The organism is Kitasatospora griseola, assembly GCF_044999035.1.
Taxonomy (GTDB): domain Bacteria; phylum Actinomycetota; class Actinomycetes; order Streptomycetales; family Streptomycetaceae; genus Kitasatospora; species Kitasatospora griseola.
This window is the reverse complement of the sequence record NZ_CP173360.1, coordinates 6,448,385-6,462,389: the sequence shown is the minus strand read 5'-3', so window position 1 is coordinate 6,462,389 and position 14,005 is coordinate 6,448,385. Positions and strand designations below refer to the sequence as shown.

Sequence of the window (14,005 nt, the reverse complement as noted above, 5' to 3'; positions counted from 1 at the left end):
TGGGCTCCGGTTCGGGCTTGAAGGTGTGTGCGGCACACCCCTATTCTGACTTTGTGCCGCTAATGAACAAAACAGTAGCCCGTCCCTCGTCCTCCACCTCCCCGTCCGGCCGACGCTCCTCCTGGTCGGCGGCACGCCTCGCCCTCACCGCCTTCTTCGCCGTCGACGGCTTCCTGTTCGCCGCCTGGGTGGTCCGCATCCCCGACGTCCGCGCGCAGGTCGCGGCCTCGCACAGCGCGCTGGGCCTGGCCCTGCTGTGCATCTCGGCCGGCGCGGTCGCCACCATGGCGCTGGTCGGCAGGCTCTGCCTGCGCTTCGGCTCCCGCCCCGTCACGGTCGCCGCCCTCGGCGTGTTCTCGCTCGCCGTCGCGCTGCCCGCGCACACCCACTCGGTGCTCGCCCTCGGCGCGGTGCTGCTGCTGTTCGGCGCCGGCTACGGCGCGGCCAACGTGGCGATGAACAGCGCCGCCGTCGACCTGGTCGCCGAACTCCGACGGCCCGTCATGCCCAGCTTCCACGCGGGCTACAGCCTCGGCGGCCTGCTCGGCGCGGCCGTCGGCGGCCTGCTGGCCGGGCGGCTCTCCGCGTCCTGGGCGCTGGCGTCGGCCGCCGCCCTCGGACTGGCCGTCACCGCCGCCGCCGGAACCGCCCTGCTGCGCGCCCCCGCGGCCCGCCCGCGGCCCGTCAACAGCCCTGCGGAGCCCGCCACTTCGCGGCTCTCCCGGCACACCCGGCTGCTCGTGGTGCTGCTCGGCCTGACCGCCCTGTGCACCGCGTACGGCGAGGGCGCGCTCGCCGACTGGGCCACCCTGCACCTCACCGACGACGTCCACGCGAGCACCGCCACGGCCGCCGCGGGCTACGCGGCCTTCGCGTTCGCGATGACGGCGGGCCGGCTCTCCGGCACCTGGCTCTCCGAGCGCCTCGGCCAGACCCGGGTCGTCCTGTTCGGCGGCCTGGCCGCCTGCGCGGGCATGGCCACCGCCGCCCTCGCCCCGTCCGTCGCCGTCGCACTCGCGGGCTTCGTCCTGGTCGGCCTCGGCCTGGCCAACGTCTTCCCGCTCGCCATCGCCCGGGCCGGCGCGGCGGCCGGCCCGCAGGGCGTGGCCACCGCCTCCACCCTCGGCTACGCGGGCATGCTGATCGGCCCGCCGGCGATCGGCTTCCTCGCCGACGCGCTCTCCCTGCCCGCCGCACTGCTCACCGTCGCCGCCACCTCGGCCCTCGCGGGCCTGCTGTCCCTCACCGTCCGCCGCCACCGGGCGGCGTGACGCCCGCACAGGTGAACGGCGGCCCGGACGCCCCCACGCGCCCAGGCCGCCGTTCGGTCATTGAGGCCCCGTCAGGGCTGGTACAGCTGCGCGCCGCTCAGCAGCGCGCCCTTGGCGTCGAGCTTCACCGCGTACCGGTTGCCGTGGCAGCGGTACGGCGCGGCCGGCTGCTCGTGCGGCAGGCAGGCCTCCTGGGTCTTCATGAAGACGAACACGTCGACCTCCTAGGCCTTCAGGTTCTCGTCCGGCAGCAGGGTCGCGGTGTCGTTGCCGACGTCGTGGACCTCGGGCTCGCCGACCGCCTCGAAGCAGCCGTCGCCGGGCACGTCGGGCCCGCAGACGAACGTGGTGCCCTTGGCGGCGCCCGCCGTCAGGGCGGCGGCGGTGACACGGCTGAGGCGCACGGTCGGTTCCAGGTGACGTCGTAGCTGTTGACATGGACCCGGGACGTGACCTGTCGGCGCCCCCGCGGCCCGACCCCGGCACTTCCAAGATCCACGAGGCAGCATCCTGCCCCACTCGACAGCCCTCACCACGCCGATCCGGCCCTCCCGGTCTCGGGTGTTGTCCACCTGTGACAGTCGTTGCACCCCGTGCCACGGCCTTCGGAGCGCCGTCCGGCGGCTACGCCTCGGGGGCGGTGTTCTCGCCGGGCAGGCGCAGGTCCCAGCCGACCAGGGCGCGGAGCTGCTCGGCGGTGACGCCGTCGGGGACGGGGCGCGGGGCCTCGTGGCGGATCGGCGGCTGCCAGCCGTCCTCGGGGTTCCAGGTGCGGACCTGGCGGGCGGGGGCGCCGGCCACCACCGCGAAGTCGGGGACCTCGCCCGAGACCACCGAGTTGGCGGCGACCACCACGTTGCGGCCGAGCCGGGCGCCGGGCAGGATCACCGCGCCGGTGCCGATCCAGGAGCCGGCGCCGATCGAGACCGGCTCGTTGCGCGGCCACTGCTTGCCGATGGGCAGTTCGGTGTCGCGGTACTCGTGGGCCTGGTCGGTGATGTACACGTTCGGGCCGGTCCACACGTCGTCGCCGAGCACGATCTGCTGGTGGCCGACGATGTGGCTGCCGCGGCCGATCACGCAGCCGCCGCCGATCCGGACGATCGGCTCGGGGCCGAGGTCGAGCCCGGGCAGGAAGCCGGCCGAGATGGTGACGCGTTCGCCGATGATGGAGAACGGCCCGATGGTGATCCACTGCTCGTTGAACACGGTGCCGAGCGGGAACGCCAGCTTGGTGCCGTCGCCGAGCTCCCCGAACCGGTACGGCCCGGGGCTCCGGTTGCTGACGGCGCCGGCGTCCTGCACCCAGCGCCAGCCGCGGTGCACCGCGCGCCCGGCCGCCCGGCGCGACCTCTCACGGACGGATCCCAGCAGCGCGCGGACGATCGACATGCGCACACCGTATCGGCCGGCAGCGGCCCGCGGCAGGCAACGGGACCAAACTCACACCGGCCGGTAACTTCCGGCGTACGCCCAGGTCAGCGCACCCGTCCGGGTCAGCGCACCCAGCGCGCGGGCCGCTTCTCCAGGAACGCGCGCATCCCCTCCTGCGCCTCCTCGGAGCCGAACAGCCGCGCGGACTGGGCGACCAGCTCCTCGGTGTGCCGCTCGAAGGACTCCCGGACGGCGGCGTTGGCCAGCCGCTTGGACTCGGCGAGGCCCTGCGGCGAGCACAGCCGCAGCGCGTCCAGCACGGTCTTCAGCGCGGCGCCGGTGTCGTCGGCGGCCTCGGTGACCAGGCCGATCCGGGCCGCCTCGGCGGAGTCGAAGGTCTCGCCGGTGAGGTAGTAGCGGGCGGCGGCGCGCGGCTCCAGCTTGGGGCGCAGCGGCAGCGAGATGACGGCGGGGGCGAGGCCGAGGCGGGCCTCGGTGAAGGCGAAGGTGCAGTCGGGTCCGGCGACGGCGAGGTCGCAGGCGCCGACCAGGCCGAGCCCGCCGGCCCGGACGTGGCCGTCGAGTCGGGCGATCACCGGCTTGGGGCAGTCGACGATGGCGCGCTGCAGGGCGACCAGGCCGCGCGGTCCGACGGTGGGGTCGTCGCCGGTCGCCTCGGAGAGGTCGGCGCCGGCGCAGAACACCCGGCCGGTGTGGCCGAGGACGACCGCCCGGACCTCGGGGTCGGCGGCGGCGTCGGCCAGGCCGCGGGTGAGTTCGGCCATCAGCCGGGTGGAGAGCGCGTTGCGGTTGTGCGGGGAGTCGAGTTCGAGGGTGGTGACGGCGTCGGCGGTGCTGCGGCGCAGGAGGGGAGCTTCGCTGGTCATCTGGGCTGGCCTGCCTTCCGGCTGAGGGTGGGTCGGACGGTGTCCGCCTGCACCCTGGCACGACAGCGCCCCGACTGACCAGTACCCCGTGCGTACACACCCTCAATTCTCTTAAGGTCTAGACCTATTGACTGTTAACGGTCACCCTGGGTTGAGTGCTCGACACACCGCTCGTTCCCCCCACAAGGAGTGGCCGATGTCCCCCACCCGCACACTCGCCGCACACCGTTCGCACTCCCGCCGCGGCCGGATCGCCGCCCTGCTGACCGGCGCACTGGCCGTCACCGGACTGGCCGTCATGGTGCCGACCTCCTCCACCGCCGCCACCGCCTGCGCGAGCCCGTACGCGGCCTCGCAGGTGTACACCGGCGGCATGACCGCCTCGTACAACGGCCACAACTGGAACGCCAAGTGGTGGACCCAGGGCGAGACGCCGAGCACCGGCGGCTCGGGCGTCTGGGCCGACCAGGGCGCCTGCGGCACCGGCGGCGGCACCTCGCCGAGCCCGAGCCCGACCTCCACCGGCACCTCGCCCAGCCCGAAGCCGTCCGGGACGGTCTGCGCCTTCCAGGTCTGGGTGGCGGGCACCCAGTACACCACCGGCACGGTGGTCAAGTACGTGCCCAACGGCAAGTTCTACGTCGCCACCCACGACAACCCGGGCTACGACCCGACGATCTCCACCTGGTACTGGAGCCCGTCGAACTGCGCCGACGACCAGCCCTCGCCGAGCCCCACCACCAGCACCTCGACCAGCCCCGACCCGGGCGGATTCGTGGTCTCCGAGGCCCAGTTCAACCAGATGTTCCCGAGCCGGAACCCGTTCTACACGTACAACGGGCTGGTCGCGGCGCTGAGCGCCTACCCGGCGTTCGCGGGCACCGGCTCCGACACCGTGAAGAAGCAGGAGGCGGCGGCCTTCCTCGCCAACATCAACCACGAGACCGGCGGGCTGGTGTACGTCGTCGAGCAGAACACCGCCAACTACCCGCACTACTGCGACACCACCCAGCCCTACGGCTGCCCGGCCGGCCAGGCCGCCTACTACGGGCGCGGTCCGATCCAGCTGAGCTGGAACTTCAACTACAAGGCGGCCGGCGACGCGCTCGGCATCGACCTGCTGAACAACCCGAACCTGGTGCAGACCGACGCGGCCGTCGCCTGGAAGACCGGCATCTGGTACTGGATGACCCAGAACGGCCCGGGCACCATGACCGCGCACAACGCCATGGTCAACGGCAAGGGCTTCGGCGAGACCATCCGCTCCATCAACGGCTCCCTGGAGTGCAACGGCGGCAACCCCGCCCAGGTCCAGAGCCGGATCAACGCCTACACCTCCTTCTCCGCCATCCTCGGCGTCCCGACCGGCTCGAACCTGAGCTGCTAGCCGGCACGACGGCGGGCGCGGGTGACGGTCCGTCACCCGCGCCCGCCGCGCGCTGCCGGGTCAGCGGCGCACCAGCATCGTCATGCCGACGCCCGCGGCGGCGAACATCGCGGCCAGCAGCAGCCAGCCGGCCGTGCCGTTGGCGATCACCACCGAGGTGATCAGCACCGGGCCGAACATCATCGCGCCCGACATGCCGGTGCTGAAGACGCCCTGGTAGGCGCCCTGCGCGTGCTCCTTCGCCAGGTCGTAGCCCAGCGCCCACGCGCCGGCCTGGCTGTACACCTCACCGAGCGCCTGGAGTCCGACGCCGACGGCGATCACCAGCGCCGCGACCCAGCCGGGCAGGCCCGCGGCCAGCGCCAGCACCGCGCAGGAGCCGGCCACCAGCAGCGCACCGCGCCGGAAGACCCGGGCGGCCGCGCCGATCTCCTCGGTGCCCCGGGTGGCCCGCACCTGGAGGGCGATCACCAGCCCGGTGTTCACCAGCAGCGCGCCGGCCGCCATCCAGCGCGGCGCGTCGGTCTCCCGCACCACCCACAGCGGCACGCCGACCTCGATCATCACGAACTGCAGGGTGATCACCGCGTTCAGGCCCGTCGCCGCCAGGTAGCGCCCGTCCCGCAGCACCGCGCGCATCCCGCCCCCGGCCTTCGCCTCCGCGGCGTGCTCGGCGGTCCGCGGCGGAACGTGCACCATCAGCAGGTACATCACCGCGATCACGCCGTACGTCGCGCCGTCGAACAGCAGTGCCGCCAAGTACGCGCCCCGACTGTCGAGTTGGAGCACCACCGCAGCGGCGACGGTGCCCAGCCCGATGCCGATGTTGGTGACCGAGCGCAGGTACGCCCGGCCCGCCACCCGACCGTCCTGGGGCAGCACCTCGGCGAACAGCGCGCCGCGCACCGCCATGCCGCCCCGGTCGGTGACGGCCACCAGGCAGGCCAGCACCGCGAACACCGCCAGGTCGTGCACCAGCACGTACCCGACCGAGCACACCCCCTGGGCCACCAGCAGCACCACCAGCACCGGCTTGGGCCCGAACCGGTCGGACAGCCAGCCCGCCGGCATGCCCGCCGCCAGCCCGAACGCCCCCGCGACGGTCAGCACCACGCCGACCTGCGCGACCCCGAAACCCAGGATGCGGGTGAAGAACAGCACCGACAGGGTCATCGACAGGCCGTTGCCCGCCGTGTTGATCAGGGTGATCACGGACAGCCGGCGCAGCGCCGGGTCCTGGGGCAGCAGCCGGGCGAACCGGCTCCGGGCATGGCTGGGCAACGCGGCCTCGTCGGCCGCGAGTTCAGTGGCGGTCATGATCCGATCAGACCGGGTACGGAGCGCCCGTGGTATTGATTTAGCCCGGACCTGAATCCTCGGGCCCGGACAGGGGGAACACCGTGGTGCTGCGCTTCCGGCTGGGCCTGGCCGATCTGGCCGCCACCTACTTCGCCTGCTCGCCGCTGCAGGAGACGGTGCTCAGCCTGCGGATGTGGACGCACCCGGGCCAGTACCCGCACGGGGCGGCGTTCGAGACGATGCGCCCGGCCTTCGAGGCACTGCCGGGCGCACCGCTGCTGCGCGCCCTGGTGGCGAGCAACAAGTACGTGCCGGACTTCATGACACCCCGCCCGAGCGTCCCGTTCCCGGACTTCGCGGCCGAGCTGGCGGCCGTCCGCGCCTTCGAACCGGCCCGGCTGCGAGGCGAGTTGGACATCACCTTCCGGCCGCACGACCGCGAGGTGCCGCCGCTGCTGGCCGCCTTCGACGACCGCCCGGCGGAGCTGATCGGGCGGATCGCCGACGCCCTGGAGCAGTACTGGACGCGGGTGCTGGAGCCCGCCTGGTGGCCGCGCGCCCGCTCGGTGCTGCACGCCGACATCGTGCACCGCGCCCGGGTGCTGGCCGAGCGCGGCGCGGCCGGCCTGTTCGCCGACCTCGACCACCGGCTGCGCTGGACGGACGGGGCGCTGACCATCGACCGGAACTGGGGAGACGGCGACCTCGACATCGTGGTGGACCGGCGCGGCCTGGCCCTGCTGCCGACCTGCTTCGCGCGCGGCGCGATCACCGCGATCGGCCCCGACCTCACCCCGTCGATCAGCTACATGGCGCGCGGCCAGGGCAACCTGACCGGCCCGGCCGACCCGCCGCCCGCCCCGCAGGCCCTGGAACAGCTGATCGGCGTCCCCAAGGCCCGCGTCCTGGCGCTGCTCCAGGAGCCCACCGCCACCACCGAGTTGGCCCGCCGCCTGGGCGTCACCCCCGGCGCGGTCAGCCAGCACCTCGCCGTCCTGCACGCCACCCGGCTGGTCACCCGGGCCCGGCACGGCCGCCTGGTGCTGTACGCGCGCAGCCCGCTCGCCGAGCAGCTGATCGGCCCTTGACGGAGCGTCAGCAGAACGCGATCGCCGCGCCGGTCCGCACCGACAGCTCGGCCGCCCGCATCAGCTGGAGGCAGATGAACGACTCGGTGCCGTAGCGCTGCCAGCCCTCGGGGTCCGCGACCTCGCCGTCGAGCACCGCGGTCACCTCGTCCGCGTACGGGTCGAGGTCCGCGGGCAGGCCGAGCGCCTCGGCCACGGTCCTCAGCTCGGCCAGCAGCCGCACCGAGGACCCGAGCATCCCGCCGGACAGCTCCTCGTCGATCAGCACCGGCCCGAAGTCCACGGGGACGTAGTAGCCCTCGCAGTCCGAGTGGTGGATCAGGTGGTCGAACGGGCCGGCCGGGTCGTCCGGTATGTCGTAGTAGGCCTCCCGCAACTCCGGGTCCTCGGAGGCCCGGTCGCCCTCGGCCAGCGGCTCGGGCAGCCGCCCGTTCGCGGCCAGGTGCGCGGCGACGCGGCGCAGCGTGTGCAGCCCCGAGTACCCCCACACCCGGTCGCTGAACCGGGGGCCGTCGACCGGCTCCTGCCAGCCGGGCAGGCCCTCGCGCTCCAGTACCGCGCCGATCGTCGCGCACTCCTCGCGGAACCAGTCCGCCACGTCCTCCTCGGCGCCGATCAGCGCGCCCACCATCACGTCGAGTCCCATGCCGGAGATCCTGCCTGCCACCACCGACACTCGGTGGATCATGGCCCCGCCGGACTGTCAACCTCCGTCCGGTATAGACCTGTTGACGAGTTGGTCCAGTCCACTTACCCTCCTGTTGCCGGCTCCCCGGCACCCCTGTACGGAATCCCCCACACCAGACAGGGAGTACCGATGCACGTCCGCTCCAGGAAGCGCCTCCGGGCCAGACTGCTGGCTCTGCTGGCCACGCTCGCCCTGCCGATCGCCCTGCTCGCCGCCACCCCCGCGCACGCCGCGGCCAAGCTCACCGCCACCTTCACCAGCGACAACTACGGCTCCTGGTGGAAGGGCACGTTCGTCGTCAAGAACCCCAATGCCACCGCCGTCACCGGGTGGACGCTGGAGTTCGACCTGCCGTCCGGCGTCACCATGACCGGCACCTACAACGGCACGGCCACCACCACCGGCAGCCACGTGGTCGCCACCAACGCGTACTACAACGCGACCGTGCAGCCGAACGGCTCCACCGAGCCGTACAGCTTCTGGTTCATCGGCAACGGCCCGATCACCGCGCCGCTCAACTGCCGCGTCAACGGCGACAAGTGCGACGGCACCCCGGACGTCCCGCCGACCGCGCCCGGTGCCCCGACGCTGGTCGACGCCACCGCGCACAGCCTCGCGCTGAGCTGGACCGCCGCGAGCAAGGGCGACTTCCCGGTCGCCTCGTACGACATCCTCAACGGCTCGACGGTCCTCGGCTCCGCGACCGGCCTGTCCACCACCCTCACCGGCCTCACCCCGGCGACCACCTACACCCTGAACGTCCGCGCCAAGGACACCCGCGGCAACACCGGCCCGCTCAGCACCCCGGTGTTCTTCTCCACCGTCGACCCGGCCACCGACACCGTGCCGCCGACCGCCCCGGGCAACCTGCGCTCCACCGGCGTCACCTCCACGAGCGTCGCCCTCGTCTGGGACGCCGCCACCGACAACAAGCGGGTCGCCGCGTACGACGTCTACCAGGGCGACGCCCTCGTGCAGACCGTCGGCACCACCACGGCCACCGTCGGGCAGCTCTCCCCCGCCACCCCGTACACCTTCACGGTCAAGGCCCGGGACGCCGCCGACAACAACTCCCCCGCCTCCAACGCCCTCACCGTCACCACCGGCGACCTCGCCGGACCCGGGAAGTACACCCGGGTCGGCTACTTCGTCCAGTGGGGCATCTACGGCCGCCAGTACTTCGTCAAGAACCTCGACACCTCCGGCAGCGCCGCCAAGCTCGACGTCGTCAACTACGCCTTCGAGAACATCGACCCGGTCAACCTGACCTGCCTGGCCGGCGTCACCAAGGGCACCACCTCCAACCCCGAGGACCCCGACCAGGGCACCGGCGCCGGTGACGCCGACGCCGACTACGCCCGGCCGATGAGCGCCGCCCAGTCCGTGGACGGCGTCGCCGACGACGGCTGGTCGCCGCTGCGCGGCAACCTCAACCAGCTGAAGAAGCTCAAGGCCAAGTACCCCGGTCTCAAGGTCGTGGTCTCGCTCGGCGGCTGGACGTACTCCAAGTTCTTCTCCGACGCGGCCGCCACCGACGCCTCCCGCAAGAAGCTCGTCTCCTCCTGCATCGACATCTGGATCAAGGGCAACCTGCCCGCCTACAACGGCGCGGGCGGCCCCGGCACCGGCGCGGGCATCTTCGACGGCATCGACCTCGACTGGGAGTGGCCCGGCTCCGCGGACGGCCACCCCGGCAACCACTGGAACACCGCCGACAAGGCCAACCTGACCCTGCTGCTCGCCGAGTTCCGCCGGCAGCTCGACGCCCTCGGCGGCCCGCACAAGCTGCTCACCGCCTTCACCCCCGCCGACCCCGCCAAGATCGCCCAGGGCTGGGACCTCTCACAGATCTTCCGGTACCTCGACATCGCCAACGTCCAGGGCTACGACTTCCACGGCTCCGGCTCCGACAACTCCTGGGAGCCCAACCGCACCGGCCAGCAGGCCAACCTGCACACCGACCCGACCGACCCCTACCCGTTCCACTTCTCGGTCGAGAACGCCGTCAACACCTACCTCGACGCCGGCGTCAACCCGCGCAAACTCACCATCGGCTTCCCGTTCTACGGCCGCGGCTGGCAGAACGTCACCGACGGCGGAGCCCACGGCGCCTGGCAGGCCGCCAACGGCGCCGCACCCGGCCAGTTCGCCGAGGAGGCCGGCACCCGCGGCTACAACAACCTGATCACCTCGGTGCCCAACCTCACCGTCCACCACGACCCGGTCTCCGTCTCCACCTACGGCTACACCGGCAACGGCGGCCAGTGGTGGACCTTCGACGACCCCTGGTCCATCGCCCAGAAGACCGCCTGGCTCAAGTCCAAGAACCTGCTGGGCGCCATGGTCTGGGAGATGTCCGGCGACACCCCCTCCGGCACCCTGATGAACAGCCTGGACACCGGCCTGAAGTAACCCCCTGTCAGGGGCGCGGGGAAGCCCCCCGAACCCCAACCCCCGCGCCCCGCCGCACGAACGGATCCGCCCGGGGAGGGAACTCCCCTCCCCGGGCGGATCCACGACTCCGGCCGAGCCTAGCGACCGGCGATCGACGCCAGCTTCCGCGCCGCCCGGTGGTCCCGCATGAGCTGCGCGAACGTCGTGTGCCCCTGGGTGGTCCGGGCGAACGCCCGCCACGCCGGGGTGATCAGCGAGACGGCCGCGTGGAACATGTGCGGGCGCTTCTCGAACGAGGCCAGCATGATCTTGCCGGCCCGCATCTCCACGCCCAGGCCCGCCTTGATCGCGAACGAGTAGTTCAGCGCCTGGCGCCGCACGTCCGCCGCCCCGTTCGCCTCGGCGACCTGCACCGCCCACTCGCCGGCCAGCCGACCCGAGCGCAGCGCGTACGAGATGCCCTCGCGGGTCCACGGCTCCAGCAGACCGGCCGCGTCGCCCGCCACCAGCACCCGGCCGCGGGACAGCGGCGAGTCCTCGGCCCGGCAGCGCGTCAGGTGCCCGGACTCCACCAGCGGCGTGAACCCGGACAGGCCGAGCCGCCGGATGTAGTCGGCCAGGTACTGCTTGGTCTGCTCGCCCTGCCCGCGCGCCGAGATCACGCCGACGGTCAGCGTCCCGGAGTCGGTCTTCGGGAAGACCCACCCGTAGGAACCGGGCAGCGGACCCCAGTCCAGGTGGATGCGTCCGGCCCACTCGCGGGAGACCGACTCGGGGACGGGGATCTCCGCCTCCAGGCCGAGGTCGATCTGGTCGAAGCTGACGCCGACGTGACGGCCGATCCGGCTCGCGGAGCCGTCCGCGCCGACCACGGCCCGCGCCTCCACCCGCCCGCCGCCGGCCAGCGTCACGAAGACGGTCCGGCTGTCACCGCCCTGCTGCTCGACGCCGGTCGCGGTGACGCCGGTGACCAGCACCGCGCCGGCCTGCTCGGCGGCCTGCACCAGCCGGAGGTCGAACTCGTCGCGGTTGACCACGCCGAACAGCATCCGCTTCGAGCGCCGGGTGCGCGTCCACTTGCCGTTCAGCGCGAACGTGACGGCCGAGATCCGGTCCTGCAGCGGGAGCTTGAAGTCGGCCGGCAGCGAGTCCCGGGACGGGCCGATGATGCCGCCGCCGCAGGTCTTGTACCGGGGGTGCTCGGCCTTGTCGAGCAGCAGCACCCGCCGACCCCGCGTCGCGGCCGCGTACGCCGCCGACGACCCGGCCGGCCCGGCGCCGACCACCACCACGTCCCACACCCCGTCGAGCAGCGCGGCCCGCTCGGCGTCCGCCTCCACGTCCGTGCTCACGTGTTCCGCCGACGGCTCGTCCGACGCAACGTCCAACGCCTCGTCACCGGCGTCGTCGGCAAGGGCCGCGACCGGCTCGACGGGATCCAGGTCCTGGGTGCTACCGGTGTCAGTCACGGTCGCCCATCCTAATCTGCCCGCCCCGCTCTCCGGCCAGGACCCGCCCTTCCCGGACCCCGGCCGGACGACGCGCGCCCAACCGGCCCGCCGCACACCCGCTGTGACGACACAACCGCAGGTCAAGGCCTTGCCAAGGGCCCTTCGAACCGGTTCAGTAAGGGCCATGCCGCACATCGCGCTCCCTGCCCCCCACCCCGGAATCCGGGGCCTGCTCGCCTTCAACCCCGCATCCGGCCTGCGCCTGAGCGAACTCGCCGAACAACTCCTGCGCGGCGAGTCCCCGTTGTCCGTCGGCGAACGCGAGCTGATCGCCGCCTACGTCTCCTCGCTCAACTGCACCCGCTACTGCGCGGCCGCGCACGGCGCCACCGCCGCGCACCGCCTGGAGGGCGACTTCGCCCTGGTCGACGCCGTCCAGGCCGACCTGGCCACCGCCCCCGTCTCCGACCTGATGCGGGCCCTGCTCCAGCTCGCCGGCAAGGTCGCCGAGAGCGGACTGTCCGTCACCGAGGAGGACATCGCCGCCGCGAGGGCCGTCGGCGCCGACGACACGATCATCCACGACACCGTGCTGATCGCGTCCGCGTTCTGCATGTACAACCGCTACGTCGACGGCCTCGCCGCCATCACCCCCGACGACCCCGACGTGTACCGCATGATCGGCGCCCACCTCTCCGACCACGGGTACCTCCCGCAGCCCGGCGAATAGGGCTGCGCCAGGCTGGAAACCGGACGCGCAACCGGGGGCGCTGGGGGTACCCCCAGGCAAAGCCGAGGGGGCGGAACTGCGCGCAGCGGAAGGCACCCCGTCCGCAAGACCGCGACGCAGGACGACGACCTGCACGTGCTCGCGACCTCACGGCCGGGCGTGCGCTTGTCGCGCAGTTCTCCCCCAGCCCTGGCGGGCCGGGAGGTACCCCCACGCGCCCCTGTTCTCGCGCCCGTCCGCTCGCGCAGATCCCCCCCGCGCCCCTGGTTGTGCTCTTCCTGTCCCCTCACCCGACTACCGGGCCTGCGCAGCGCCTGTCGCGGCCCGTCGCCCGCCCTCCAAGTACCTCAACTCCCCTTCCGCCCGCGCCTCCAGCGCAGCCACCAGCCGTCGCAGTCGCGCCGCCGGCAGCATCTCCGCGGCCTCCCGCAGCGTCGCGAAGTGCCAGTCCCGGAGCTCCCCGGTGGGCAGCCGCAGCCGCAGGACCTCGGAGGGCCCGAGTCGGCCGCCGTCGTAGACGAGTCGCAGGCCGCCGCGGGCGCGGCCCTTGCCCGGCTCCCAGTCGACGGCGAGCAGCCGCAGTTCCTCGGGGCGCAGCCGGAGGCCGAGTTCTTCGGCGGCTTCGCGGACGGCGGCCGCGGTCGGCGATTCGCCGCGTTCGACGACGCCGCCGGGGAACTCCCAGTGCGGTTTGTACGCGGGGTCGACCAGCAGGACCCGGTCCCGGTCGTCGAAGAGCAGGACGGCGGCGGCGACGGTGTCGCCGTTGCCGCCCTCGGTGCGCACGATCGGGCAGCGGGCCGCACCGCTGCGCACCAGGTCGAGGATCCTCTCGGCGGTCTGGCGCGGCGTCAGCACACCGTTGTCGATCATGCGCGCGTCGCCGGCCAGCCAGCCGCGGGCGGCGAGGTAGGCGGGCAGCGCCTCCCGGTCGCGCTGCCGCAGCGCCGTGTCGAGGGCGCCCTCGCGGGTGGCGATCCTGGCGCGCAGGATCGTTTCGACGGGGTCCAGGACGACGTGGTGCACGGCGAGACCGCGGCCGGCCAGCGAGCCGAAGATCTCGTCGCGGTGCTCCTGGCGCAGCAGCGTGATCGGGACCAGGACGGGCCCGGCGGTCTCGTCGGCGAGCGCGGCGGCGGTCTCGGTGACCAGCCGCCGCCACGCGGGCAGCTCCTGCGGGTCCGTCACCTCGGCCCGGCGGCCGGGCGGCAGAGTGGCGCGGAGCAGCGCCTCGACGGCGTCCGGCTCGAACAGCACGCTGCCGGGCAACAGCCCGGCCAGCTCTCGGCAGGCGCTCGTCTTGCCCGCCCCGAATGCCCCATTGACCCAGACGATCACAGCGTCCCTGCCCCTCTGTGCCGGCCCGGCCGGTCCGCCGGGCAGCCGCGGGGCCCGGGCCCCCACGCCACCCCCAGTGGTACCCACTCCCCGGGCTC

Annotated in this window: 13 protein-coding genes; 5 read left to right on the top strand and 8 right to left on the bottom strand. The window is 73.2% G+C overall.

Annotated features, from left to right (window positions below; translation table 11 throughout):
* Positions 1-53: 53 nt before the first annotated feature.
* The gene (locus ACI1MP_RS29305; protein ID WP_404869837.1) at positions 54-1,271 is read left to right on the top strand and encodes an MFS transporter; all 1,218 of its coding nucleotides are present in this window, start codon (positions 54-56) and stop codon (positions 1,269-1,271) included.
* A 71-nt stretch (positions 1,272-1,342) separates the two neighbouring features.
* Here the strand turns inward: ACI1MP_RS29305 and ACI1MP_RS29300 are convergent, their stop codons facing one another.
* The 4 genes from ACI1MP_RS29300 to ACI1MP_RS29285 form a co-directional block, all read right to left on the bottom strand.
* Complete coding sequence (locus ACI1MP_RS29300) at positions 1,343-1,486, bottom strand: hypothetical protein (protein WP_404869836.1); 144 nt, start codon at positions 1,484-1,486, stop codon at positions 1,343-1,345.
* Between the two features lie 9 nt (positions 1,487-1,495).
* Entirely contained in the window at positions 1,496-1,675 is a 180-nt protein-coding gene (locus ACI1MP_RS29295; RefSeq protein ID WP_404869835.1) for a hypothetical protein, read from the bottom strand.
* A gap of 220 nt (positions 1,676-1,895) precedes the next feature.
* Positions 1,896-2,663 (bottom strand): DapH/DapD/GlmU-related protein, encoded by a 768-nt coding sequence (locus tag ACI1MP_RS29290; RefSeq protein ID WP_043909052.1) that lies wholly within the window; start codon positions 2,661-2,663, stop codon positions 1,896-1,898.
* Between the two features lie 104 nt (positions 2,664-2,767).
* A complete protein-coding gene (locus tag ACI1MP_RS29285) occupies positions 2,768-3,532 on the bottom strand; it encodes an enoyl-CoA hydratase family protein (protein ID WP_189275802.1) in 765 nt (254 codons plus the stop codon).
* A gap of 196 nt (positions 3,533-3,728) precedes the next feature.
* On the opposite strand from ACI1MP_RS29285, the gene ACI1MP_RS29280 reads away from it, so the two are divergent.
* Positions 3,729-4,919 carry a glycoside hydrolase family 19 protein gene (locus ACI1MP_RS29280; RefSeq protein WP_380341482.1) on the top strand — a complete coding sequence of 397 codons (1,191 nt, stop codon included), beginning with the start codon at positions 3,729-3,731 and terminating at the stop codon, positions 4,917-4,919.
* Positions 4,920-4,979: 60 nt separating this feature from the next.
* On the opposite strand, the gene ACI1MP_RS29275 is transcribed toward ACI1MP_RS29280, so the two are convergent.
* Entirely contained in the window at positions 4,980-6,236 is a 1,257-nt protein-coding gene (locus tag ACI1MP_RS29275; RefSeq protein ID WP_380341485.1) for an MFS transporter, read from the bottom strand.
* Between the two features lie 83 nt (positions 6,237-6,319).
* Here ACI1MP_RS29275 and ACI1MP_RS29270 point away from each other — a divergent pair, with 83 nt between their 5' ends.
* Positions 6,320-7,306 (top strand): ArsR/SmtB family transcription factor, encoded by a 987-nt coding sequence (locus tag ACI1MP_RS29270; RefSeq protein WP_380341488.1) that lies wholly within the window; start codon positions 6,320-6,322, stop codon positions 7,304-7,306.
* A 7-nt stretch (positions 7,307-7,313) separates the two neighbouring features.
* On the opposite strand, the gene ACI1MP_RS29265 is transcribed toward ACI1MP_RS29270, so the two are convergent.
* Positions 7,314-7,952 (bottom strand): hypothetical protein, encoded by a 639-nt coding sequence (locus ACI1MP_RS29265; protein WP_189275806.1) that lies wholly within the window; start codon positions 7,950-7,952, stop codon positions 7,314-7,316.
* A gap of 171 nt (positions 7,953-8,123) precedes the next feature.
* Between ACI1MP_RS29265 and ACI1MP_RS29260 the strand changes: the two genes are divergently transcribed.
* Complete coding sequence (locus ACI1MP_RS29260) at positions 8,124-10,406, top strand: glycosyl hydrolase family 18 protein (protein WP_380341491.1); 2,283 nt, start codon at positions 8,124-8,126, stop codon at positions 10,404-10,406.
* A 119-nt stretch (positions 10,407-10,525) separates the two neighbouring features.
* On the opposite strand, the gene ACI1MP_RS29255 is transcribed toward ACI1MP_RS29260, so the two are convergent.
* Positions 10,526-11,728 carry a geranylgeranyl reductase family protein gene (locus ACI1MP_RS29255; protein ID WP_380341510.1) on the bottom strand — a complete coding sequence of 401 codons (1,203 nt, stop codon included), beginning with the start codon at positions 11,726-11,728 and terminating at the stop codon, positions 10,526-10,528.
* 295 nt (positions 11,729-12,023) lie between these two features.
* Between ACI1MP_RS29255 and ACI1MP_RS29250 the strand changes: the two genes are divergently transcribed.
* Positions 12,024-12,569 (top strand): carboxymuconolactone decarboxylase family protein, encoded by a 546-nt coding sequence (locus ACI1MP_RS29250; RefSeq protein ID WP_043909060.1) that lies wholly within the window; start codon positions 12,024-12,026, stop codon positions 12,567-12,569.
* A gap of 294 nt (positions 12,570-12,863) precedes the next feature.
* On the opposite strand, the gene ACI1MP_RS29245 is transcribed toward ACI1MP_RS29250, so the two are convergent.
* The gene (locus tag ACI1MP_RS29245) at positions 12,864-13,907 is read right to left on the bottom strand and encodes an NUDIX hydrolase (RefSeq protein ID WP_189275812.1); all 1,044 of its coding nucleotides are present in this window, start codon (positions 13,905-13,907) and stop codon (positions 12,864-12,866) included.
* Between the last annotated feature and the right edge of the window lie 98 nt (positions 13,908-14,005).

Excerpts from the sequence above, each read along its gene's own strand:
- ACI1MP_RS29250 (WP_043909060.1), top strand. The coding sequence starts at position 12,024 with ATGCCGCACATCGCGCTCCCTGCCCCCCACCCCGGAATCCGGGGCCTG.
- ACI1MP_RS29285 (WP_189275802.1), bottom strand. The coding sequence starts at position 3,532 with ATGACCAGCGAAGCTCCCCTCCTGCGCCGCAGCACCGCCGACGCCGTC.
- ACI1MP_RS29260 (WP_380341491.1), top strand. The coding sequence starts at position 8,124 with ATGCACGTCCGCTCCAGGAAGCGCCTCCGGGCCAGACTGCTGGCTCTG.
- ACI1MP_RS29290 (WP_043909052.1), bottom strand. The coding sequence starts at position 2,663 with ATGTCGATCGTCCGCGCGCTGCTGGGATCCGTCCGTGAGAGGTCGCGC.
- ACI1MP_RS29280 (WP_380341482.1), top strand. The coding sequence starts at position 3,729 with ATGTCCCCCACCCGCACACTCGCCGCACACCGTTCGCACTCCCGCCGC.
- ACI1MP_RS29275 (WP_380341485.1), bottom strand. The coding sequence starts at position 6,236 with ATGACCGCCACTGAACTCGCGGCCGACGAGGCCGCGTTGCCCAGCCAT.
- ACI1MP_RS29265 (WP_189275806.1), bottom strand. The coding sequence starts at position 7,952 with ATGGGACTCGACGTGATGGTGGGCGCGCTGATCGGCGCCGAGGAGGAC.